The organism is Alcanivorax sp. DP30, assembly GCF_009882945.1.
Taxonomy (GTDB): Bacteria; Pseudomonadota; Gammaproteobacteria; order Pseudomonadales; family Alcanivoracaceae; genus Alcanivorax.
In genome coordinates this window covers 862,376-886,395 of record NZ_WTUY01000004.1, presented here as the reverse complement: position 1 = coordinate 886,395, position 24,020 = coordinate 862,376, and the positions used below count along the sequence as shown (strand labels likewise).

Below are 24,020 nucleotides of genomic sequence, written 5' to 3'. Positions count from 1 at the left end.
GTTGCTCACAGCTGATAGCTGATTATTCCCGATAACGCGGGTTATCGATTTTTAATTTTTCTTTTGCCAGTGGAAGCCATATCTCAATAATAATGGGCAAGGATTTCCCCAGGTTCCCCTCGGCAAAACGCTCACAAAGCCGTTGCAAAGAAGCTTCGGGTAACGACAGTAACTCAGCCGTGGAAACCAGCCGGGCCTGTTCGCCTTTTGCAAACGCCTTGCCCAATTCTTCTTCCCGCTCCAGCAGCGCGTCAAGATGCTCGATGATCTTGCGGTAATACCCATCCACTTTGGGATCGTTGTCCGGGTTTGCCCGGTACTGCTCAATGGCGGTTTCCAGTTCATCCGCAGTGGGTCGGTTAATCGGCATGGTTAAGCTCCATCAGTTCCTGCAGGCACACCAGCATGTCGTATTCCGTTTCGGCCACGCGTCGGCCGATAGCCGCTCGCTCCAGTGACGGCACATGGCCACGCAAGAAACTGTAGGCCTGATACTGACAGATCACTCCCCATTTAAAAGTCCCCAGCAGCTCCCAATAACGGACCCGGGTTTCGTCCACCTGCTGGCCGGAGGCCCTTTCATAGGCCGCGTATAACGCCTCCCGACTGGCCATGCCGCCCACGGGTTTGTCACGTCGTCCGAAGCGCCAGGCATTCACACACAGCCAGCCAAGGTCTTCCATGGGATCACCCAGATGGGTCAGCTCCCAGTCGAGCACCCCGTTCAGCCCCTGCTCGGTGAGCAGGAAATTACCCAGCCGGAAGTCTCCATGAACCAGAGCCGGTGTAGCGGTTTGCGGGGCATGATCTTTCAGCCAGCCATACGCCAGTGAGAACACCGGCAGGGATTCCCCATAGTCTTTATGCATGGCATATAGCTGCGACAGCTGGGCCGTCGCATCCAGCATGGGTAACTGTTGCAGATCATCCAGCGGGGTTCGGTGAATCGCAGCCAGAGCTACTGCCGCATCTGCACAGAAACGCTCCCTTGCCAGCGCATAACGTGACTCCCTGAGCAATGCCGGCGGCAAGGATTCACCGGACAGGGCTTCCATCAGGTAGCCTTCGCCCAAGCCTTCACTGCCATCAAGAATGGTGATGACACTGGCCACCGGACAACCCGCCCGGGAGGCCGCCTGCTGGGCCCGCGCTTCCCAATGCTTGCCCGGTGCCATGCCAAGATCTTCTGCACCGGCATCCAGGCGAAGAATCCATTGCTGTGGCCCGGCGCACTCTGCCTCCAGCCACCAGGTATCTGCGGACGCACCGGCGGTGAGACGGCGACAACCAGTTAACCCACACGACACACCCAGTCGCGCCTCCAGTAATGACGGCAGGTACTTCTGGATCTGTTCAGTGGTTACCGCCATCAGCAGCCCCTGCCCACCGGGATGCCCTCAACCATCTGGTCCAGATATTCGGACATCCCATACCCGATCAAGCCATCACACTGGAAGCGGGACATGGCTTCGGTAATGCGTGTCTGCCGCCACTCACCACTATCGGTCTGACGGCGATTACGCAGAGGAATAAGCGCCAGTGCCTCACCACTGAGTTGATATTCGCGGCCGGACACAGTTTTCAGCGAGAAAGTTTGCGCCCGAGCCTGGTCGCGGTCATCCAGGGTGGAGTTCAGGCTGGCTGTTTCAATCAGGTCATAAACCGGTTCGCTGCCATCACGGGTGTCATACACCATGCCCCAGATGTGTTGACGACCACTGGCCATCTGCACAATCGACACATTCACCGCAAAGTTTTCCCGAAACACCAGTGGCAACCAGCGATACCAATACAGGTTCTGCCAGTAACGCGGCCCCCAGGAATGATCGCGCAGGCCAAAGCCGTTCAGGGAGAAGGTTTCATCGCCGATGACCACTTCCCCCTCGCCTTTCATGTGCTGTTCATAATGGCCGCGGGCAAACGATTCATCCGGATCTTCTTCAATGGGCTGATCGTTTTCATCTACCGCTTCCCCGCCATACACCGGTGTCATGCCGGTAAACCGCAGACTGGCGCTGACATTGACGGTCGGGTTGCTGGCAAACGCTTTCTTCGGGTCTTCCATCAACTGCGGATCATCCAGCAGTACCGCCTTGCCTTCGTATTCCAGTGCCAGTTGTTTAAACGGTTCGATCACCCGAAAGCACATGCCGTCGGCAGAAAGCGCATCGTTACCGGCAATTTCCACACGCCGGAACATAAAGGCTACACGGCCATCCGGCAGGTAAAAGCAGAAAGACATTTCCGCATGGCCCTCGTTGGGGCGATTGCCTACTCGGAACCAGCCGCCACAAGCCTGCTGGTGATCAAACAGATTAATGTACATGCTCTCATTGAAGTTGATCGCTTCTTCAATGGGGTGCATGTATTCATCTTCCGGATCGAGGCGAATCCGTGCACTTTTACCCAGGTCCATCCACGCTCTCCCTTGTTCTTCGACTTTCTATCAGGGTGATGCCTGACCTCCATTTTTGCACTGTCCGGGACTGACAATCTTTATTGGCGGAATGGTCATGTTGCCCGTGGTGCTTACAACGTAGATTCAAACAAAAAACAGGAAACCAACAATGGAAGAGTTACGCGTTTTGCTGCAGCCCTGGTATCTACAAATCAAGTTTGTTCATTTACTTTTTGTGATGATCTGGAGTTTCAGTACCGCCGCGGCCTATAGCTGGTATGTGAAATCGGCCTGGGTAGCCTGGCAGCACAACAAGGAAGATCCGCACCGGCTGGAACGACGTAACTGGACCATGGAACAATTCGACAAGGGCGCAGCACTGGAACACATTGCCTTCCCCATCGTACTGATTACCGGTGGCTTGATGGTATGGCTGGCAGGCTGGGGGATGAACAGCCACTGGTTGATGATCAAGTTGGCACTGGTGGCACTGGTGTTCGGCCCCATCGAAGTTTTCGACTACTGGATTTCTCACATGGGCGGGAGCAAGAAACAGTGGCGACTGAAAGGTGACATGAAGCGTTATGAAACGCTGATGCAATGGCACTGGCGCTTCTTCCAGATCAGCACCCCGCTGGTAGTCATTGTGATACCCGCCATCATTTATCTGGCGGTGACCAAGCCGGGGTTTTAGCTTCGAGCTGCCAACAGCAAAACCCGGGGCTGAATGGTTGGGAAGTTCGCAACTCGGTACCCGAAACTCGCTTCTGCAATCTTCACCTCGCTCAGGCGCGGATCGCCTGCAGCGATGGCACAGAGAGCTCCCACAGGTTTGGATTTCAGCGTTATGCGTCCGGCATCTGGCTTCCTGCATTTCAGCCAGGCAAAAAAAAGCCAGAGGACAAACCCCTGGCTGGACTCGGGAGAGCGAGTTTGAAACTGTTATCGCTTAGCCTTTCATGAAGCCGGCGAGACGATCGTTAATCGTGGCGGTGCACTCGGTCATGATGTCATCGATGATCTCGGCACAGCTCGGGTAGCTGTCGATCAGGCCCTGGACGATACCGGAAGTCCAGATACCGCCATCAATTTCACCGGAGGTCAGCGCTGCCTTGCCTTTTACGCCGGCAACCAGATCGACGATGTATTCGAACTTCATGTCCTGACCTTTTTCGCGCTCGATTTCGTTCACCTTGGTGGCAACGGCGTTCTTGAATACGCGAGCTGTGTTCTTCAGGGGACGGAAGATCAGTGCGGTGTCCAGTTCGGACGCTTCGGCAATGGCTTTCTTCATATTCTCGTGCACCGGCGCTTCGGCGGACGCCAGGAAACGGGTGCCCATGTTGATGCCATCAGCGCCCAGCGCCAGACACGCAGCCATCTGTGCTCCGGTACCGATACCCCCGGAGGCCAGCATCGGAATCTTCAGCACACGCGCCGCAGCAGGCAGCAGCACGAGGTTGGGAATATCGTCCTCACCCGGGTGACCGGCACATTCGAAACCGTCCACGGATACCGCCGCCACACCCACTTTCTCGGCTTTCAGGGCGTGACGCACAGAGGTGCACTTGTGAACCACCTTGACGCCAGCACCTTCAAACAGCGGCATAAATGGCTCCGGGTTACGGCCTGCGGTTTCCACCACCGAAATACCGTTCTCACAGATCACCCGCGCGTATTCTTCATAGGGCACCGGCTTGATGGTGGGCAGGATGGTCAGGTTCACGCCGAAGGGCTTGTCGGTCATTTCCTTGCAGCGCTTGATTTCCTTGTCCAGATCTTCCGGTGTCGGCTGGGTCAGGCCAGTGATGATCCCCAGACCGCCCGCGTTGGAAACGGCTGCAGCCAGTTCGGCATAACCGACGTTCTGCATGCCACCCTGGACGATTGGATACTGGATACCCAGCAATTCGGTAATACGCGTTTTCATGGGTCTTTCCCCTGCTGAATGTGTACTGCCCCACAGGGCGTGATGGCAGCAAAGTAAACAAGTGAACGGTCAGTCAGCAATGACAGGATTGTTCAGCGGACCGGACAGTTTTGATAGAAGCAACTTATCATTCAGCGCAATGCGTTGATTTTCAATGGAATAGATAAAAATTCACAAGATTAGCGCGCGGTGACATCGGAGGCGTTTTTGGTGACCCGCAACTGTTTTCTGGCGCTGGCCGGCGTCGTACCTGTCCACTGCCGCCAGGCCCGGCTAAAGGCACTGTGTTCGGAGAACCCCAGCAACAGGGCAATATCTCCCAGGGTCAGGGAAGGATCGGACAGGTAATCCCGGGCCAACTGCTCACGGGTTCGATCCAGCAAGGCACGCCAGGTCATGTTGCGTTCCGCCAACCGGCGTTGCAGGGTGCGTACCGACATGTGCAGCTCCCGAGCCAGCCGCGGCAACGTGACCACAGCCTCCGGCATCAAACGCACCATGACCTGTTGCAATGCGCGGTCAAAGCTGTCCGAGTCCGGCAAGGCCAGCAACAAGGCACGGGCCTGACGGTCCAGCAGTGAGCGCATGTGCGGCGCGCTATGGGGAAGTGGCAGGGCAAGAAGCTGCATGGGGAAAACCACCCGGGTGTGGCTCTGGTCAAAGACCACCGGGCAGCCGAAGAACTGCTCATAGGCCTCACGGGCAGCGACTTCCGGCTCGGCAAACACGAAGTCGACCTGAGTAGGGGACGGGCTTGACTCAACCAGCCGACGCAGAAAGGAAACCAGCGCAGCAATGGCCACACTATCCCCCAGCGCACCGGCGGACTCTTCCGCGCGCCAGCACACCGCCATGCTATCCCCCTCGGCAATGACCTCCACCAACTCGCGGCCATAGAACAGGGATTCATAGCGCTGATAGGCCAACAGGGCTTCACCGAGGGTGCGGCAGGTCAGGATCAGATAGCCCAGCACACCCACATGACGAGGCTGCACCCCGGCACCAATGGAAAGCGCCGGAGCCACCGCATCCGGGCGCAGCGCCACCGCCCGCGCCAGCAACTCACCCCACAGGTTCATGGGCACCACATCCCCGGGGCTACGACTATCCAGCACCGTCCGCAGATCCGGCGCGGGAAGATTTTCCCGATCCAGCCAGTCGGTCAGTAGTTGGACCCAGGCCCCGGTTACACGCATGGGAGCGGCCATAGAGCGTCCTGCCAATGGATGATTTGGCGTCTATTGTCAAAATTAAGGCATGAATAGTCAATACATTAGCAATGTCAGCACGCCACAATACCCTCATTGCATTGCTGTGAGGTCGCTTCATGTCTGTAATCAACTGGTTTGAAGACGTCTGGGCCAACAGCGGCCTGGCCCCCATTTGGGAAATGGTCGCCCCCTGGCTGGCTCTGGATGAGCGCCAGCTGATTTTTGTGGTCGCCACCCCGATCTTCATCGGTCTGTTTCTCTGGGAATACCGCAAGATTCGCCACAACCCCGAACTGGTGGATGGCCGCGAATCCGTGCTCAACTTCATGCTCGGCGCCGGCTACCAGACCACCGAGCTGCTGTTTGCCGGCATGCTGGCCTTTCCGGTGTACGCCTTCGCCTACCATTACCGGGTACTGGACATCGAGCTGACCGTTTTCACTGCCCTGCTGCTGTGGGTCATGCTCGATTTCGCCTACTACTGGTTCCACCGCAGTTCCCACCGGGTACGCTGGTTGTGGGCCGCCCACGTGACCCACCACTCCTCAGAGCGAATGAACTTCTCCACCGCCATGCGCCAGAACGCCACCAACATCTTCAATGGCGGCTGGTTGTTCTATGTCCCCCTGGCTTTCCTGGGTTTCAACCCGGTGTGGATCGGGGTGGCCTACGCCCTGTCACTGGTGTATCAGTTCTTCATTCACACCACCCTGGTGGGCAAGCTGCACCCGGCCATCGAAGCGATCTTCAACACCCCCAGCCATCACCGCGTCCACCATGGCCGCAACCCGGAATACATTGATCAGAACTACGCCGGCGTCTTCATCATCTGGGACAAACTGTTCGGCACTTTTGTGGAAGAGAGAGAAGACCTGCCGGTGGAATACGGCATTACCCGGCCGGTCTACAGCAACAGTCTGTTGGTGAACTGGTGCCATGAATACGTGGACATGTTCCGGGACATGGCCCAACGGGGGCCATTGCGACAACGGCTCAAACACCTGTGGAAACCGCCGGAATGGGAAAGAGAAAGCAATTAATAGTTAATAATGAATAATTAATAACGTCGCGGTCCCGGTTTGCTTTACTGGAACGCAAGAGGCCGCGCCCAAGACCTGGGCGCGGTCTCGTGCGTTTTGAAAATCGCTGCAGGTGAACGCGCAACTATTAATTATTCATTATTAACTATTAATTGCCGTTGCAAGCGCCTGCTGATACACCATCCAGGCCATCACCCCCGCCATCAGATTGCCGAAGGCTGCCCCCAGCGCCAGGCCACCGAAGCCTCCCAGCTGAAACCCCAGCCATAACAACGGCAGATAGCAGAGGAACAGCCGCAGGAAAGACATCAGCATGGCGCGCATGGGCCAGCCCAGCGCATTGCAGGCCGATACCACCAGCATGCACACCCCGAGCAGGCCGAAACTGGGGGGCATGCAGCGAATCAGCACAGACAGATAACCCTGTACCGGAGCAGTTTCCACCAGCAGATTGGCCAGTGGCACCGCCGACACGGCCAGCAGAAGGCCCAGCAGGGTTTGCCAACCAATCACCATGATCGCCCCCACCTTCATCAACTGTTGCACCGTGTCCCAGTCTCGACGCCCGTAACAGCGTCCCAGCCAAGGCGGCAGCGCCATGGTCATGCCCAGCACCAGCACAATGGAGAAACTCTCCAGCCGGCTAGCCATCCCCCAGGCAGCCACGGCCTGCTCACCGTTGCGCGCCACCAGGGCGGTGGCCAGCATGGCCGCCAGCGGCGGCATCAGCTGGCTAATCATGGCGGGGCCGGCAATATGCAGGAACGGCAGGGCCGACACCCTGACCTGCTCAAGCATGCCTTGACGCTGCACCCAGCCCTTGCCTCGCAGGGCCCAGATCAGCAACAACCCACCGATAGAAAAGGCCAGCAGCGTGGCCACCGCAGCCCCTGGCAGACCCAGACCCTGCCAGTCGCCCACCCCGAAAATCAGCAGCGGATCCAGCACCAGGTTGAGCAGGCTGGTGAGCACCATCATCAACCCCGGAAAACGGGTGTCCCCGTGGGCACGGAACAGGCTGTAGCCAAAGTACACCACCCCGCCCACCCACATGGCCGGCAGCTGCAGGGCCCAGTAGGGCCGAATCATGGCCTGCACTTCGGCAGAGGCCCCCAGCAGCGTAAACACCGGCCCCTGTATCAGCCACAGCACCACCGCCAACAACCCCAGCAGGGCACCGCCGCCAGCCAGGACCAGTGCCCCCAAACGGTTGGCATCCTCGTAGCGCTCCGCGCCAATGGCCCGGGAAATCAGCGCGGCGATGGCAATCCCCACCCCCACCTGCACACCGATCACCAGAAATGCCAGCGGAAAGGTGAACGATTGCGCTGCCAGCGGCAAGGTGCCCAGCCGGGCCACAAAGACGCTGTCCACCAGATGAAACCCGAGCAAGGCCATGACACCCAGTGCCATGGGCCAGGTCTGCTGCCAGAGCTGGTAGGCAAGAGTCAGATTGGAGGGGCGGGTGTCGGTCTGCTGCACAGGCGGCCTCTGGGGTGGGGTGGGTTTGGGGAGACTAGCAGGGGGGCAGTGAACAGTTAAGAGTGAATAATTAATAGTTAATAGCTGCGCGATCCATGCTTACCGCAGATCAAGCCTGGCAGCCCGCGCCCGAACAGGAGGCGCGGCCTCAGGCGTTGAAAATTCAAATGATACAAGTTCGCGCAGTTATTAATTATTCACTATCAATTATTAATTGGTTTTACCCTTTCTTCCCATTTTCCGGTTTCCACCAGCTCCAGGAACTCGTCGCCCAACCTTTCGCTCTCGGCGATGGCCTTGCGCCAGCTGCTTTCTCGGCCGGCGTCATCGCCCTGGTACTGCTTGAAGTCACGGCGATCCGGGAGTTTACCGTCGGGTAACGAGGCCAGATATTCCGCCGAGGGCGCTACCAGCAGGGTACGGCTGAGCTTCTCTGCGTCACCGTTGCGCCAGCGCAGCGGCTTGTCGAACCAGCCAGGGATCACCCGGTCGGTAAAGTGCGGATAGAGCACGATGCCCTCACTGCGGTAGGGCAGATCCAGGTGATAATCAAGCATGCCACCGTCGCGATACACCCCGTCCGGCGCGCCAGCCAGATCGGTGACACCGCCCAGCACCATGGGAATGGCGGCACTGGCCAGCAGGGCACTGCGCAGGTTGTCCGCGTTCAGGGGAATATGGTGAGTCGTAAAATCATCCAGCGCGTTCAGGGGTAACGCATCGCCTTCCGGGTAAACCAGACCCCGTTCCATGAACAGGCCCGATGCCTTGCGACTGATCAGGTTGGCACTGATCAACGCCGCCAGCCCGACACCCAATCCCAACCCGTCTTCACGGGCCATCAGTCCCCGGCTGCGAATCACCACCACCGCCAGACGATAATGAGGGTGCTCGAGAATTTGGCTGTCGCGATCGCCGATCAACTCCTCCAGCATCAGCGCACACTGCTCGGATACCCGGGCCGGCTTCATGTTGCCCGTGAAGCGCTGCCGGGTATAAAGATCCACCAGTTTCTGCAGGCCGGCCACCGGATCCGGGGACATGGCGATGGCGGCAAAGCGCCAACTGCCGATGGAGGCACCGATCAGGGTACGCGGTCGCGGTGATCTGGGCAGGAAATCCCCGAACACGGCCCGGTCAAGACCACTGATACCCAGCGCCTTGGGGCCACCGGCAGCACCGGGGATGATATCCACGTGCTGCGATTGCAGGCCGTGCTCGCGCAAGTGGGCAATGGCATCACGCCCGGCGCGAAGAGTCAGCGCCGGCGAAGAAGAATGAATGGCAACCACGCGGCTCTCCCCACTACCAAGACAGGGTTGGCATATTACCTATTGCCCGCCACAACACAAACGGCAGAGACGTCAATGATTTGGCGCTTCACGACCTGGATGAATAGCAAACATCGGGCGTTTGAAGCCTGGCCGAAAGACAGTCCAGCACCTGAAATCACGTGGGGATCTGATTCTCTTTGCGGAGGTTACCATCCAGCTGCAGGAGGGGCGTCTCCTGTTTTTATTCCGCTTTCAGGAAACGCCCCAGGGCGCGGGTGAATTCCATCGGCTGACTCATCAGCGGCACATGTCCGGAGCGGGGCAGCACCACCTGCTCGGCGCCTGCCAGGCGAGCAAACTCGGCTTGCCCTTCCGCGGGATAGAGCGGCGACAGGGCGCCGGTCAACACCGTGGCCGGCACCGGAAAATCCCGTGCGCTATGGCGATAATCGTGGCTGCCATGCAGGTAGGCATTGAGATAGGCACGCAGATCCGACACGTTGGATACGGGTAACAGTCGCGCCCACAAAGCGGCCCAGCGAGCGCTGGCACTGAAGGCATTTTTCAACCGGTCACTGCCGGAAATCTGCGCCAGTATATCCACCAGCCCGTGCAGCACCCGCTCCCGCAGCCCCACCGCCAGACCCGCCACCTCGGCATCGTCCGGTGCGCCATCCAGTAACGCCAGCAAATCTTGCAACTGTTCGAAAAAGTGTGCCTGTCTGCTGCCAAACAGGCCGTGGGACCAATCATCGCCATTGGCGATGCAGGGAGACTGGTCCACATGCAGATAACGGGTCACGGGAGAAAAATCGCCGAACGCCTGCCAGTGCAGGCTGGTGGTGGCACCCAGGGAATAGCCCACCAGATAGCATTGCTGGAGCCCGAAATAACGCACCAGGTCTTCCATGTCTTGCATGTGGTTATGGAACACATCCGCCTGATTGAAACGCACCTTGCCGGAATTGCCCGCACCGCGCAGATCGGGAAGGAAAAACTGGAAGTGCCGGGCAAAGGGCAACACAAAGGGAAGCCAGTCACGGCCCTGCATACCCAGGCCATGAATCATCAAAACGGGCTGACCACGCCCCACGGTTCTCACATGAAGCGACTGGCCATCCCTGGCCGGAAAAAACGGCATTCTACCCCCTTGTCTTTATTATTCTGTGATCAGCCGTACAGGCACAGATACGCCGTATCTACAGCAACCTTAACCTGAAACTTGCAGTTGGCTTCCACCTCAAAGGTTTCACCGGCGGCAAATGTCTGCCAGTCGGCAGCGCCAGGCAGTTTGATGGTCAGAGCACCGCTGACCACGGTCATGGTCTCATGCTCACTGGTGCCAAACTCGTAGTCACCCGGAGCCATCACACCCACGGTGGCCGGCTTGGTTTCAGTCTGGAAAGCGATGGATGCCACCTTGGCATCGAAGTATTCGTTGACCTTGAACATGGTCGGGTCTCCGCAGGAAGAATTAAGAGGCGCGAGTATGCCAAAAGCCGCCGGAAGACGCTCTTTTTTTGTGCAGTTTGCCGCGACTAGCTACGGTTGGCCAATAGCGTTCCCGGCCGGCATACTCGAAGTACAAACCAGCCGGGGAGACGGGCATGAGCAACCAGGATGACAACGGTGAAGTAGTTGACTGCCCCAACCTCGCCGGCAAGCCAACCCTCAAGGCGGTGACCTCCCGAAAAAGCATACTCGGCAGCGGCCTGCCCATCATTCGTCATTTGCCAAGCAGTGATCAACGCCTGATCGGCCCCTGGTGCTTTCTGGATCATATCGGTCCAACCACCCTGAACCCGGCCAACGCCGTGGACGTGGGCACCCATCCTCACACCGGCTTGCAGACCGTGACCTGGCTGTTTGAAGGCGCCTTGCTGCACAAGGACAGCCTGGGCTACGAGCAGATCATCGAGCCCGGCCAGCTGAATCTGATGACCGCCGGCTACGGCATCTGTCACTCCGAAGAAAGCCCACCCGGCTTCAGTGACCCCATGCATGGCCTGCAATTCTGGATTGCGCTACCCGCAGAGCATGAAGACACCGCCCCTGCCTTTGCCCACCACACCGATCTGCCCCGCTGGGAGCAGGAGGGCATTCACATCACGCTGGTGGTCGGCGAACTGGACGGCAAGCAATCCCCGGCTACGGTCTTTTCTCCGCTGGTTGGCGCTGACATTGAAGCCGCTGACGGCGGCACCCTGAGCCTGCCGGTTCCCGCCGGGTTTGAACTGGGCCTTTGCATCAACGAGGGCAGCGCCAGCCTGGAGGGCCATGCGCTGGCGGCAGGTGAACTCTATTACCTGGGTCAGGGCCGCGAGCAACTGGTGCTGGAACTGGAACCAGGCAGTCGGGTGATGTTGCTGGGCGGTGAGCCGCTGAAACAGCCGGTGCTGCTGTGGTGGAATTTCGTTGGCCGGGATCAGGCCCGTCTGGAACAGGCCCTGGCTGACTGGGACGCCTGGCCCAATGAGCGCTTTGCTGACGTACCCCTCTACCCGGGCAAGCCGCTCAAGGCACCAACCCTGGATCCGCAGGTGCGCCTGAAAGGGTAGGAAGTTGAACGCTTGCGGCCCGAAGCCTGACGCTTTTCGCCTGCAGGCAGGCTCCTGCAAAAAGCGCCAGCTTGTGATTTTGACTTTGATCTTCCTTGCAGCTTGTAGCTTGTAACTTGCAGCTGTTAGTACGGCTGACAATAAAGTGAAATCTGGTCGTCAGCACTGTCAAAGCGGGTGTAGGCGATAATGGCGTCATAGCTGCGGCCACTGCTGACTGAACAGCTTACCGTGTCGATGATCACCCCCTGGGTCTGGTTGTTCACGTCCACCTGCAGGGTACTGCCAGAGGACAGGGAGACATAGCTGCTGCCATCCGAATACTCCAGGCCGGAAACCAGCTGCTGACCGCCAGGCACCGACACGGAAAGTTCGTCGCCGGACAGACGGGAGAGGGTATTGATGAAGCGGACCCGAATCTGACCACTGGCCACATCCACGTCCTGATAGCGAAAGGTTTCCAGTTGCTGGTTGCCCAGGGTGGTGTCCCCCATGAGCACCACGGTATATCGGCTGCCTGCCACCAGGGTCTTGTTGATCGGCCCGCTGATCAGGCTGCTGCCGGAGGCGCTGCCGCGCACATCAAACGCAATGGTTTCACTGTCGTCATCCAGCTCGATGGAATCACTGCTGACGCTGCCCGTTTCCGTGTAACCCCGATCATCCACCAGCGGGGTGCTCAGATCATCCACAAACAGGTCCACGTTCACATCGCTGCTGCTGCCACCGGTGGTCTGCGTCATCTGGTTATGGAAATACAGCCGGGTGCTGTCACCGAACAGTTCACCGTCTTCATTTTCATCGCAGCCAAAGGCCGACAGGCCGGCGATGGAAGCCGCCATTACCATGCGCAGAAACACCATGGTCACTCACTCCCGGAGCTCGCCTCCCCGGGCTGCTCCAGCAGCGCGGCGGGTTCACTCTCGTTGAATTCACGGATAAAAATGCCCCAGAAGGCCACAAACAGGGCCGCCAGCAACGGCCCCAGGGCAAAGCCGGTGATACCGAACATGGCCAGGCCGCCCAGGGTGGAAAACAGCACCACATAGTCAGGCAGCTTGGTGTCCCGCCCAACCAGAATGGGCCGCAGGATATTATCTACCAGACCGATGATGAATATGCCGTAAAGCAACAGCACCGTCGCCTCTACCATATCACCCACGGCATAGAGGTAAACGGCCACGGGCAGCCAGATCAGGCCAGCGCCCACCGCCGGAATCAGAGACAGCACCGCCATCACCACGCCCCACAGCATGGCGCCGGGAATGCCCAGAATCCAGAAGATCAGCCCGCCCAGCGCCCCCTGGGTAATGGCCACCAGCAGGTTGCCCTTGATGGTGGCGCGGGTCACTTCGGCAAACTTGGCAAACAGCAGCTTTTCGCGCTCGTCGCCCAGCGGCAAGGCACGGATCAGCATGGCAATCATGTTGTCGCCATCGCGAATCAGGAAGAAGGCCAGATACAGCATCAGGCCCAGATTCAGAAAGAACTGGAAAGTGTTCTGGCCCACCGCCAGTGCCCGTTTGGCCAGGAACTGGCCAGCGCCGGTAAAGGCCTGTACGGCCTGGGACTTGACCCGATCCAGATCAATATCAAAGCGTTCGGCCAGAGACTGAATGCCCGGGAAGGCATGTTTGATCTTGTCCACATACTCGGCCAGATTGATCTCGCCACTCTGCACCTGCTGGAACAGCCCCACCCCCTGGGTCACAAAGGACGTGGCCACAAACAGCACCGGAATGATCACCAGCACCACGCACAGGGTCAGGGTCAGCAGCGCGACCAGATTGCGCCGCGCCGGCCAGCGCGCCAGCAGGCGCTTCTGGAACGGATAGAAGATCACGCCAATGGCACAGGCCCAGAACACCGGCGCCCAGAAAGGCTTCAACAGCAAGGCAAATACCAGGCTGACGCCAATCAGCGCCAGCAAAAAAGCGCGCTGTTCCAGCGCTTCCGACTTCCCTGTATCCATACGGTTTCTCTTCCCCTCAGACTGCAGCCTTGATGACCGTGCTGCCCAGATACGCCATATAAGCCACGTAGACAATCAACAGGCCAATACCATTGCCCCGCGTCACCTGCCCCTTGCGCCCCCACAGACCGTAGCCCATGACGAACAGCGCCAGGGTCAGACCAGTCATCAAAGACCAGTCGCGCAGCAGCACATCCTGCTCCACCGCCATGGGGCTGATAGCGCCGGCAATACCGACCACGGCCAGCGTATTGAACAGGTTCGAGCCTATCACGTTGCCAAAGGCGATATCGTGCTCGTTCTTGCGTACCGCGGCGATGCTGGAGGCCAACTCCGGCAGCGATGTCCCGATGGCCACAATGGTGAGACCGATGATCAGATCACTGACACCCAGCGACTGGGCAATGAACACCGCGCCCCACACCAGCGCCCGCGAGCTCACCACCAGCAGGATCAGTCCGACTACCAGCCAGAACAAGGACGCCTTCAGGGGCAGTGGATGTTCCGCCAAATCGGTTTCCACTTCACCACCCAGCACATCCCCCTTGCCGCTCATGGCCGCATAGATTGACCACCCCATCAGCGCCGCCAGCAGACCGATAAGAATCCAGGCGTCCAGCCGCGAGATATGGCCATCCATCAGCTGGTAACCCGCCAGCAGGGTGATCACGGTGAGTACCGGCAGTTCCTTGCGCAACACTGCAGAGTTGATGGCAATCGGGCTGATCACGGCCACCACACCCAGGATCAGGGCGATATTGGAAATATTGGAACCGTAGGCATTCCCCAGCGCCAGAGAAGGGTTACCCTCCATCGCCGCCAGTGCCGACACCACCATTTCCGGAGCGGAGGTGCCGAAACCCACAATCAGCATACCGATCAACAGCGGCGGCATACCCGCGTGGGCCGCCGTGCCAGCGGCACCATCCACAAATTTGTCCGCACTCCACACCAGCAGAATCAGACCGCCAATCACGGCGGCAATAGCCAGCAACATCGGTACTCCTCGGATTTTCTCTCAGCTTAGGGGCAAGGCTGGCACATTGTGGCAGAGAGGAGGGGCAGAAGCATCCGCTACAAGCCTCAAGCTGCAAGCTACAAGGCGAGTGGGAATCGGGGAGGGACAGATGAAGGAGGTTTCGCGAGGTACGAGTTTCGAAGATCAACATCGATGCGAAGGGCGGCCAAATCTGTGGGTGCTCTCTGTGCCCAAACCATTCACCAACAAGGTTTGCGGGCAGAGACTGAGCCGTGCCGCTCCACCCTGGCCCGCGCCTTGTAGCTTGCAGCTTGAGGCTTGTGGCTGCTGTTTAACTCATTCCCGCCAGCTTGGCCTGAATCTCCTTGCGCCGTCCTTCATCTGCCAACGGGCGGTTCGGACGGTCGGGGGCTTTGAGGGCTTTTTCGAAATACTGACGAGCACCGGCCTTGTTGCCCTGATCGAGCAGGTAATCGGCATAAAAGTAATTGCTGTCTATTCCCTCCGGGTTGATCACCAGTGCGCGACTGAGCAGGTTTTCTGCCTTGTCGTCATCACCGAACCCGATAGGCCAGCCCGGCACCTGATAATAGAGGCTGCCCAGCGAGGTCAGCGCAGAGCCTTCCAGGCTGGCTGGATCGATATCGATGGCCTTTTCAAACTGGCGACGGGCCCGCTTGACCAGCCCCAGTGCGCCAAGGCCACCGGAAGCACCCGCCCAGGTACTCAGCACAATGCCGTCCCAGATATGCGGTTCGGCCCGTTGCGGATTAGCACGCACCAACTGATCCGCTTTCGCCTCCAGTTTTTCGAAGGCATCTTCTCGCTCGTCTTCGGGCAGCTGGTACTGGATATGCGCCCACTCATGCTGAATGGCAAGAATCTCGTCATCCAGGGAGGCGGCGCGAACCACCGAAGAGAACATCATGGCCAGCGCCATCAACATCATAGTGATCGCTTTCATGACTACGCTCCTTTGTGCAGATATTGCTGAATAACGGGAAGTTGCTTGCGCAGGGCACGGTCTACCAGACGGGGCCACAGCGCATTGATACGAACAAAGAGTTTTTCCGGCCATCCGAGGTAAAGACTGGCATTCCCCCGGTCCATGGCACGAAAAATCGCACTGGCTACCCGTTCCGGAGAATCCATGTGATTGCCAAGATCCTTGTTCATGGCATTGACCTGGGCATCATTCATGGCGGTGCAAGTCGCACGGGGCGCCATATAAAGAATGGCCAGCGGACTGTCTGCCAGCTCCCGGCGCAGCGCTTCCACAAAACCGCGCAGACCGAACTTGCTGGCGCAGTACGCGCTGTATCCGGGAAACCCGATGCTGCCGAACGTGGAACCGACAAAGACCAGACTGCCCGCGCCGCGTTCACGCATGGCCGGGACCAGTTCCCGGGCCAGCACCATGGGGCTGCGCAGGTTTACATTCAGCATATTGCTCAACAGTGAATCCGTGCTGGCCTCCATGGCGCCAAACTGGTTGATACCGGCACAGTGAATCACGCCGTCCGGCAATCCCTGGGTGGTGATCAAATCTTGCAGGGACATTCCCAACTGCTCGCTGTTCAGATCCAGCCTGACCGGCACGACCTGGTCGCCAGCAAACTGATCGGCGAGAGCCTCGGGGTGACGTCCAGCCACCAGTACCCGGGCACCACGCTCCAGCAATCCAGCCAGGATGGCCCGACCGATACCGCCGCTGGCGCCCAGCAACAACCAGGTCTGATTACGCAACGTTGACATGAGCCTCATCCTCCTTGAGCAACGGAATGTTGTGCAGCATGTCGCCATACAGTCGATACACGACTTGACTCGCATGGATCACTGCCTGCTGGTCTTCCGGTTGATCAATACGATTCATCAATGACTGGAAAAACTGGTAGTGCTCCTGATCAAGGGCACCATGGGAAAGCAGGTAGGAAAAGGCCTTCTTGGGTAACCCCAGCTGCTTATGAACTTGCATGGCAAGCGGTGTCGCCAGTGCGATGCTGGTACCTTCAAGCACATTGACCATGCCGAAAAAAGCCATGGGATTTCCGCGTTCAATGGCGTCATATAACCAGGCCACCATCATTTCGATGGGCAAGTCCGGGCGACCATGGCGCACGGCCTCCGCGTCATGGCCCAAGGCGGCAAGATCATCGAGAATCCATTCCTGGTGGCCGTATTCCTCTTCGATATATTCCACCAGCGCTTCACGCACCCACTCCAGTCGCTCCGGCAATCGGGCACCGCAGGCCATCATCAGCGGTACGGTATGTTTCACGTGGTGGTAGGCCTGAGTGAGAAAGTAGGCATAACTCTCCAGATCAAAGCGCCCCTGCGGGACCGCACTCATAATCGGCGCGCCCAAAACATGGTTACGTGCCTGGCTGGTATCTTGCTGTAAAGTGTCAAAAAACATGGTTCACCTCATTAATGACTGACACAGCGCTCTGCATCCTGCAGAGCTGAGTGGTAGACGTTGAAAATGGCATCGCGACGCGGACGCCCGTTAGCAGTAGCCAGACCGTCAGCGGCTGAGAAGCCCTCTTCGGCCAGGACCCAGTGATGAATGCGGGCATAGTCGGGAAGAGTCTCATTGACGCGGCTAACCGCGGCCGCCACTTTTTCTCTCGTGGCACCTGGCATGGGCACCATCACCGCCGACAGGTTCGCTTCACCATCGCCGAACACCACGACGGTATGCAGGGCATCCTCCGCCTGGCAGGCAGACTCCACCCACTCGGGATTGATGTTGCGGCCATAGGAACTGATCAACAGGTTTTTGCGGCGACCACTGACACGCAAAAAACCTTCGTTATCGATCACGCCGAGATCCCCCGTGTCCCAGCATGACGGAGCGTGTTCATCACCCAGATACCCGGCCATCAACGAGCCCCTCACCTGGATCTCGCCATGATCGGAAATGCTTACCTGCACATGAGACAGCGGCTTGCCGGCACAACCGGGACGGTTGTCTCCGGGTACATTCAGCGACACCACCGACCCAGACTCGGACAGGCCATACCCCTCGTAGGCCGGCAGACCGCTAGCATGGGCGCGCTCCACCAGCGTGGGATCCACCTTGCCACCACCCACGGCGATAAAGCGGAGGCTGTCCGGCACCGGCAGGGACTTTTCGGCCATCAACACCAACAGGCGCAGCAATTCAGGCACCAGAATCAGGCTTTGCGGGCGCGTAGTATTCAGCGTGCGGAACAACAACAATGGATTGATCTGCGAGCTGCCTGTAAAGCCCAGCGCAGCGCAGCCACGCAACACCACCGTGGCACCCAGGTACAGGGGCAGGTACACACCGGCCACATTCTCCAGCAAGGTTGCCAGGGGCAACACACACAGATGCCGGTCACCGGCATGGCGAGAGACGCGTTGCGCCAGTGCCACCACGGTACTGCGTTGCTGGGCAGCGGTAAGGCAAACTCCTTTCGGCTGACCGGTACTCCCGGAGGTGAAGGTAATCTTGCTGCACGCATCCGGCAGTACCACTGCCGCAGCCTCACGGGTCTTCAGCCTGTCCGTATCGGCATGGTAAATGACATCCACACCGGCTGAGCGATACAGGTGATCCACCTGCTGACGGGAGAAAAAGGTTGGGACGGGTACCACCACACAGTGCGCCTGCTGGCCCGCCAGGTCGGCAATCACCCAGGCCACACTGTTATCGCCATGCAAGGCCAGGCAGGTAGCCCCCTTGCGTTTGAGCCTCGCCGTCATGGCATCCACCGCCATCAACAGGGTGCGATAACTCAGTTGCTGCTGCTCATCTTCCAGCGCAATAACATTCGGCTGGTGAAGGGCATGCCGGGTCAAAGTATCAAGCAACCACGTCATACTGGCGCCCTCCCTGCTTGAACCAGCCATTGGCTTTTAATACCTGATGACCCGGCGGGACATGGCCATACATGATCGTGGGAGCATGATCGTAATAGCGGCCCCATTTTTCCGCATCATCACCCAACCGTTGTGGATCAGCACTGGCCAGCGCCACTGGCGACAACCCCAGCCGGGAAAACATGGTGCGCACCTGGGAAGTGCCTGTGAAAACAATCCAGTCTCTGCGCAGGGCATGCAGCGCCTCGGTAAGCGCCACAAACAACAACCGACCGGCGCCAGAACCGTCCGCCGCCAGACTGCCCACTTTCATGATCTCCTGACGACGAATCGAGCGTCGGGTCCGGGCAACCAGCACCTTCTCAATGGGCGCACTTAAATAGGCTTCCAGAAACAGTTCACCCTGCTCCGCCGGAATCAGCCCTACCGCCGCGCGCAAACGATGCTGTTCATCAAAAAGCACCACCAGATTTTTTGCCTTCACATTGATCCGTGCACCGAACACGACTCGATAATATCGGCGAATGAAATGGCAGGCTTCCCTATAACGCTGGTGTGTGCCACTGACCCATTGCGGGAACAGGGTCTCCCCATGCAGTGATAATGGCGACAGCGGCACATTGCCGGGATTGATTAAGAAATGGGTTTGAGGATTCATGGTTGTGCTCCGTTGACAGGAACACGGTAGGCTTTCAACCCTTAACGGTTACTTAACACTTTCGGGTTATATTTTTTTCGATATCTGGAACTTTTATACAATATCGATAACAGTGTGAATTTCCTTCGAAAAAATCACACTGCGCCATTCACTGTCGGATAAACGGCTTTCAAAATTCAAACTTTTTTCAGCCCATGAACGACATATGCACCGCTCAGACTTTTCTTAAGAAAGCTTAATAAATGCCAGGCAGAAGGCAATTTGGTCTGCAGAAGACTCGACATGTTTAGCGAAGGAGACGAAGGCGCGTTCTGAAAATCATAACCTTGTCCCCTGCACTTTCTAACTTTCAACTCTTACATTGGCCTTGATGCCATACGCCAGCGTGTACAACACCGGCACCACCACCAGCGTCAGAATAGTCGCGAAACCCAGGCCGAACATGATTACCACTGCCATGGATTCGAAAAACGCATCAAACAACAGCGGCACCATACCCAGCACGGTGGTGATCGCCGCCATGCATACCGGTCGCACCCGCGACACGGAAGCATGCACTACCGCGTCCAGGGGTTCCCGCTCGTTCATTTCCAGCTTGATCTGCTCCACCAGCACGATGCCGTTTTTCACCAGCATGCCGGACAGACTCAGAAAACCCAGTAAAGCCATGAAACCGAACGGGGAATTGAGCAACAGCAGCCCAAGGGTCACGCCGATAATGGCCAATGGCACCGTGGCCCAGATCACCAGCGGCTGACGCAGGGAATCGAACAGCAACATGGTAATGATGAACATGAACAGATACCCCAGCGGCAGGCTGCCGAACACTGCCGCCTGGGCATCCCGGGACGCTTCATATTCGCCCCCCCAACTCAGGGCATAGCCCGGCGGCAGTTCCAGCGCTTCGATCTGCGGGCGGATGCGACGCAGTACATGGTCGGCAGTTTCATCGCCGAGCACATCTGGCTCCGCCTGTACCGTGAGGGTGCGCTTGCGATCGCGGCGCATGATCAGCGCGTTTTCCCACTCAGTGGAAAAACCCGATACCACCTGGCTAATGGGAATATAGGTGGCGTACACCGGCGACCATACCTGCACATCATTCAGGTTGTTGGCACCAAGCCGCTCATCATCCGGCGGCCGTGCCACGATGGGCAACAGCTTGCTGCCATCGCGATACAACCCCACCGTGCGACCACTGAAATCCAGCGCCAGGGTATTGTCCAGGTCTTCCCGGCTGATACCGGCCCGGCGCGCCTGGGCCTCCTGAAACTGTGGCCGGATCACTTTTTCCTGCTGTCGCCAGTCATGCCGAATGCTTTCCAGAGCACCATCCGCCTCCATGATCGCCTGGGCCTTGAGGCCAAGCTCACGCAGGGTAGCCGGGTCCGAGCCGCTGAAGCGGGCCTCGATGGAGGCCGCCGGGCTCGGGCCGATCATCAGCCGTTTCACCTTGGCAAAGGCTTGCAGGTGCTGTTCGCGAATCAGGGTACGGGTCTCTTCCAGGGCGGTGTCGATCCGCTCCCGGTCACTTACCTGCACAATCAGCTGGGCATAGCTGGGATAACTTTTTTCCGGCGCATAGGGCAGCATGAAACGCTCGGCACCACGCCCAATGGTGGTGGTCACCTGGGTCACGCTCTCCATCTCCATCAGCGAGGCTTCCAGTTTCGCCACGGATTCCCGGGTGGCACGGATATCGCTGCCCTGGGGCAGCCAGTAATCCACCAGATACATGGGCGTATTGGACGGCGGGAAGAACGCCTGCTTGACGAAGCCGAAGCCCACCAGCGCAACCACCATCAATACGGCCATGCCGGACATCGTCAGCACCCGATGCCGGATAGCCCGATCCAGCATGCGGCGATACACCACAAAGATACGCCCCTTATAGGGATCATCGCCCTGGCCATCGGTCCCGCCCACATCCTTGTCGCTGAAAAACAGAGCGGCAAAGAACGGCACCAGGGTAATGGCCGTGACCCAACTGAGCAGCAGTGAAATCAGCAACACCCAGAACAGGCTGTTGGTGTATTCACCGGTGGAATCATCGGAAAGACCGATAGGCGCAAACGCCATGATGGCGATCACCGTGGCGCCCAGCAGTGGCCAGAGGGTCTGGCGCACAATCTCCGACGCAGCCTCCAGCTTGGACAAGCCGCGCTTCATGCCCACCAGGATGCCCTCGGTCACCACGATGGCATTGTCCACCAGCATGCCAAGGGCAATGATCAGCGCGCCCAGGGAAATCCGTTGCAGGTCGATGGCCATGACTTTCATGAGGATAAAGGTGCCAAGAATAGTGAGCAGCAGCACCCCGCCCATCAGCAGCCCGGAACGCACCCCCATGAACACCAGCAACACGGCGATAACGATGGCCACCGCCTCACCCAGATTGAGCATGAAGGCGCTCACCGACTTGTCCACTTCGTTGGGCTGGTTATAGACCGTGGCCAGATCCATCCCCACCGGCCTCTGGTATTCCAGTTCCTCCAGACGCTGGTCCACCAGCGCGCCCACGTCCACCACGTTCACCCCGGAGGCAAACGATACCCCCAGGGTCAGCGCCGGGCCGCCATTGAAGCGATACAGGTGGCCAGGCACTTCCGCATAACCGCGCTCGATGGTGGCCACATCACGCAGGTAGACCAGCTCGTCGGCACCGGGATCGGAAATCAGCAGATTGCCCATGGCCTGGACGGTGGGAAACTCGCCAGTGGGATAGATGCGGATGTACTCGTCCCCCACCCGCACCTTGCCCGCCGGGTTCACCGTATTCTGGGTCTGCAGCAGACCGAAGATGCGCTCCGGGCTGATCCCAAGAGACGCCAGCCGGGTACGGGAGATTTCCACCAGCACCTGCTCCTGGCGCTGGCCGCCTACCACCACCTTGCCCACACCCTTCACCAGCACCAGCTCACGGCGCAGGAAGTCAGCATAATCCTGCATGTCCTGGTAGCTGTAACCGTCACCGGTAATGGCCAGCAGGATGCCATACACATCACCGAAATCATCCAGCACCTGGATGGTGCCCGCCCCCGGCGGCAGTTGGCCCTGCAGGTCGGTCATCTTGTGGCGCAGCTCATCCCAGATCTGTTTGAGCTGACCGGAGCGATACTCCGGCTTGATTTCCACCTGCACCTGGGACAGCCCGCTGCTGGAGATCGAAGTCACCGTTTTCACATAGGCCAGGCTCTGGATCGCTTCCTCCACCGGCAGGGTCACCTCCTCTTCCACCTGCCGCGGCGAGGCCCCCGGATACTGGGTAATGACCATGGCAATCTTGAGGGTGAATTCCGGATCTTCCAGCTGGCCCAGACGGGTAAAACTCACCGCCCCGCCCACCAGCAGAATCAGCGTGAACAGCCAGCTCACCACCTTGTGGCGAATGCTGTACTCAGCGATGTTCATCACTTACAGGCCCCGCTCTTTCACCAGTTCGCGAACTTGCTGGCCTTCTTCAAGGTGATGAACACCGGCGCTGACAATGCGGTCGCCGGCATCCAGGCCAGCGGTAATTTCCACCCCGTCACCGATAACCTGGCCGAGGGTCACCGACACTGCCTCCACCGTGCTTTCCTGCGGCTGGTAACGCCACACCCAGGCACCTTCTGCCCCATCCCGGTGAAACACCGCTTCCACCGGCACCTGGGGCCAGGTGGTGGCTTCACGCATGATCTGGCTCAGGTCGATGGCCACATCCACACTCATGCCCGGCAGCACGAAGATACCTTCCGGGTTGGGCATGGTCAGGGTGATGATGTAGGTCTGGGTGCGGTCATCGGCACTGGCTTCGTGTTCCTTGTAGCTGGCCTTGAACACCCTGTCCGGGGCCCCCTCGAAACGCAGCTCAGGCTGGTAGTCCTCACCATCCTTGCGCAGGTTGGTAAAGAAACGCTCGGACACCGCGAACTCGATATCGATATCCTTGTTGCCCTGCAGGTAAAGGATCGGCTCCTTGGCCTGCACAAACTGATAGTTCTCCACATAGGTACGTGCCACGGTGCCGGCGTAGGGCGCCTTGATGCGGGTATAGGTCACGTTGTCCCGGGCCAGGCTCAGGGCCGCCTGGGCCTGGCGCCGCTTGGCCTTGATCTCGTCGAACTGGGCCTCGGAAATCACGCCGCGCTCATGCAGGCTGATGCTGCGCTGGTACTGGCTGTTAGCGAGATCATACTGGGCCTGGCGATCGGCCAGCTGATTGCGAAAATCCGCCGGATCCAGCGCCGCCAGCAGCTGCCCCTTGTCCACCTCTTCACCCGCGCGCACCGCCAACTGCTCCAGCTGGCCAGACACCCGGAAGGCCAGCTCGGACCCTTCGGTGGCCACCACCTTGCCGGGGTAGTGACGCAGCCGGCCTTCCGCCATGCTGTCCACGGTATACAGTTTCACCGGCTGCGTCATGGGCGCCGCATCCTGCGGCGAATCTCCACACCCCACCAATGCCAATGACAACCCAAGCACCGCCCACACACGTTGCATTTCGCTCTCCCAAACGAATCAAGATGTCCATGAAGCGCCACTCGCAACTCGCTCGTGAAGCCGCTTCATAAAGACAGTATTGTCGCCTGCAACGTCGCGCCTGTCTTTGTTTACTCGGGACATGCGTCCAAACCGACACGGGAAAGGTCGTAAATGGCACGAATCGGTGACGTCCGGTTACCGGCATAAC

22 protein-coding genes are annotated in these 24,020 nt (G+C 58.8%); 3 read left to right on the top strand and 19 right to left on the bottom strand.

Annotation, left to right across the window (positions count from 1 at the left end; translation table 11 throughout):
• Positions 1 to 22 precede the first annotated feature (22 nt).
• The 3 genes from GQF00_RS10385 to GQF00_RS10375 are packed head-to-tail and all read right to left on the bottom strand — an operon-like array spanning position 23 to position 2,416.
• Positions 23 to 370, bottom strand: a complete 348-nt coding sequence (locus tag GQF00_RS10385) for a hypothetical protein (protein ID WP_161319071.1) — start codon at positions 368 to 370, stop codon at positions 23 to 25.
• Positions 360 to 1,370: a phosphotransferase family protein gene (locus tag GQF00_RS10380; RefSeq protein WP_161319070.1), complete on the bottom strand. Its 1,011-nt coding sequence runs from the start codon at positions 1,368 to 1,370 to the stop codon at positions 360 to 362. The genes GQF00_RS10385 and GQF00_RS10380 overlap by 11 nt, the downstream gene beginning before the upstream one ends.
• Positions 1,370 to 2,416, bottom strand: a complete 1,047-nt coding sequence (locus GQF00_RS10375) for a hypothetical protein (protein WP_161319069.1) — start codon at positions 2,414 to 2,416, stop codon at positions 1,370 to 1,372. The genes GQF00_RS10380 and GQF00_RS10375 overlap by 1 nt, the downstream gene beginning before the upstream one ends.
• Positions 2,417 to 2,567: 151 nt before the next feature.
• Between GQF00_RS10375 and GQF00_RS10370 the strand changes: the two genes are divergently transcribed.
• Complete coding sequence (locus tag GQF00_RS10370; protein WP_161319068.1) at positions 2,568 to 3,092, top strand: hypothetical protein; 525 nt, start codon at positions 2,568 to 2,570, stop codon at positions 3,090 to 3,092.
• A gap of 255 nt (positions 3,093 to 3,347) precedes the next feature.
• Here GQF00_RS10370 and GQF00_RS10365 read toward each other — a convergent pair whose 3' ends face one another.
• Both GQF00_RS10365 and GQF00_RS10360 read right to left on the bottom strand, forming a co-directional pair.
• Entirely contained in the window at positions 3,348 to 4,328 is a 981-nt protein-coding gene (locus tag GQF00_RS10365) for a nitronate monooxygenase family protein (RefSeq protein ID WP_161319067.1), read from the bottom strand.
• 179 nt (positions 4,329 to 4,507) lie between these two features.
• A complete protein-coding gene (locus GQF00_RS10360) occupies positions 4,508 to 5,536 on the bottom strand; it encodes an AraC family transcriptional regulator (protein WP_161319066.1) in 1,029 nt (342 codons plus the stop codon).
• A gap of 119 nt (positions 5,537 to 5,655) precedes the next feature.
• Here GQF00_RS10360 and GQF00_RS10355 point away from each other — a divergent pair, with 119 nt between their 5' ends.
• Positions 5,656 to 6,579, top strand: a complete 924-nt coding sequence (locus tag GQF00_RS10355; RefSeq protein ID WP_161319065.1) for a sterol desaturase family protein — start codon at positions 5,656 to 5,658, stop codon at positions 6,577 to 6,579.
• Positions 6,580 to 6,720: 141 nt separating this feature from the next.
• Here the strand turns inward: GQF00_RS10355 and GQF00_RS10350 are convergent, their stop codons facing one another.
• From GQF00_RS10350 to GQF00_RS10335, 4 genes are all read right to left on the bottom strand, one after another.
• Positions 6,721 to 7,992: an MATE family efflux transporter gene (locus GQF00_RS10350; protein WP_161319228.1), complete on the bottom strand. Its 1,272-nt coding sequence runs from the start codon at positions 7,990 to 7,992 to the stop codon at positions 6,721 to 6,723.
• Positions 7,993 to 8,264: 272 nt separating this feature from the next.
• A complete protein-coding gene (locus GQF00_RS10345; protein ID WP_161319064.1) occupies positions 8,265 to 9,353 on the bottom strand; it encodes a patatin-like phospholipase family protein in 1,089 nt (362 codons plus the stop codon).
• A 223-nt stretch (positions 9,354 to 9,576) separates the two neighbouring features.
• Positions 9,577 to 10,476, bottom strand: a complete 900-nt coding sequence (locus tag GQF00_RS10340) for an alpha/beta fold hydrolase (RefSeq protein WP_202560444.1) — start codon at positions 10,474 to 10,476, stop codon at positions 9,577 to 9,579.
• Between the two features lie 29 nt (positions 10,477 to 10,505).
• Complete coding sequence (locus GQF00_RS10335) at positions 10,506 to 10,787, bottom strand: pyrimidine/purine nucleoside phosphorylase (RefSeq protein WP_161319063.1); 282 nt, start codon at positions 10,785 to 10,787, stop codon at positions 10,506 to 10,508.
• Positions 10,788 to 10,942: 155 nt separating this feature from the next.
• Here GQF00_RS10335 and GQF00_RS10330 point away from each other — a divergent pair, with 155 nt between their 5' ends.
• Positions 10,943 to 11,893: a pirin family protein gene (locus tag GQF00_RS10330; RefSeq protein WP_161319062.1), complete on the top strand. Its 951-nt coding sequence runs from the start codon at positions 10,943 to 10,945 to the stop codon at positions 11,891 to 11,893.
• 125 nt (positions 11,894 to 12,018) lie between these two features.
• Here the strand turns inward: GQF00_RS10330 and GQF00_RS10325 are convergent, their stop codons facing one another.
• From GQF00_RS10325 to GQF00_RS10285, 10 genes are all read right to left on the bottom strand, one after another.
• Entirely contained in the window at positions 12,019 to 12,756 is a 738-nt protein-coding gene (locus GQF00_RS10325; protein WP_161319061.1) for a DUF4397 domain-containing protein, read from the bottom strand.
• 2 nt (positions 12,757 to 12,758) lie between these two features.
• On the bottom strand, positions 12,759 to 13,865 hold the full coding sequence (locus tag GQF00_RS10320) for an AI-2E family transporter (RefSeq protein ID WP_161319060.1): 1,107 nt from the start codon (positions 13,863 to 13,865) through the stop codon (positions 12,759 to 12,761).
• A gap of 16 nt (positions 13,866 to 13,881) precedes the next feature.
• Positions 13,882 to 14,862, bottom strand: a complete 981-nt coding sequence (locus tag GQF00_RS10315; RefSeq protein ID WP_161319059.1) for a calcium/sodium antiporter — start codon at positions 14,860 to 14,862, stop codon at positions 13,882 to 13,884.
• 313 nt (positions 14,863 to 15,175) lie between these two features.
• On the bottom strand, positions 15,176 to 15,808 hold the full coding sequence (locus tag GQF00_RS10310; protein ID WP_161319058.1) for a tetratricopeptide repeat protein: 633 nt from the start codon (positions 15,806 to 15,808) through the stop codon (positions 15,176 to 15,178).
• A 2-nt stretch (positions 15,809 to 15,810) separates the two neighbouring features.
• Complete coding sequence (locus tag GQF00_RS10305) at positions 15,811 to 16,599, bottom strand: SDR family oxidoreductase (RefSeq protein ID WP_161319057.1); 789 nt, start codon at positions 16,597 to 16,599, stop codon at positions 15,811 to 15,813.
• Positions 16,583 to 17,260 carry a TenA family transcriptional regulator gene (locus GQF00_RS16620; RefSeq protein ID WP_202560443.1) on the bottom strand — a complete coding sequence of 226 codons (678 nt, stop codon included), beginning with the start codon at positions 17,258 to 17,260 and terminating at the stop codon, positions 16,583 to 16,585. The genes GQF00_RS10305 and GQF00_RS16620 overlap by 17 nt, the downstream gene beginning before the upstream one ends.
• 11 nt (positions 17,261 to 17,271) lie before the next feature.
• Positions 17,272 to 18,690, bottom strand: a complete 1,419-nt coding sequence (locus GQF00_RS10300; RefSeq protein ID WP_202560442.1) for an AMP-binding protein — start codon at positions 18,688 to 18,690, stop codon at positions 17,272 to 17,274.
• Complete coding sequence (locus GQF00_RS10295; RefSeq protein WP_161319056.1) at positions 18,674 to 19,348, bottom strand: thermostable hemolysin; 675 nt, start codon at positions 19,346 to 19,348, stop codon at positions 18,674 to 18,676. Before GQF00_RS10295 ends, GQF00_RS10300 begins: the two co-directional genes overlap by 17 nt.
• A gap of 342 nt (positions 19,349 to 19,690) precedes the next feature.
• A complete protein-coding gene (locus GQF00_RS10290; protein WP_161319226.1) occupies positions 19,691 to 22,759 on the bottom strand; it encodes an efflux RND transporter permease subunit in 3,069 nt (1,022 codons plus the stop codon).
• Between the two features lie 3 nt (positions 22,760 to 22,762).
• The gene (locus GQF00_RS10285) at positions 22,763 to 23,830 is read right to left on the bottom strand and encodes an efflux RND transporter periplasmic adaptor subunit (protein ID WP_161319055.1); all 1,068 of its coding nucleotides are present in this window, start codon (positions 23,828 to 23,830) and stop codon (positions 22,763 to 22,765) included.
• Positions 23,831 to 24,020: the final 190 nt, after the last annotated feature.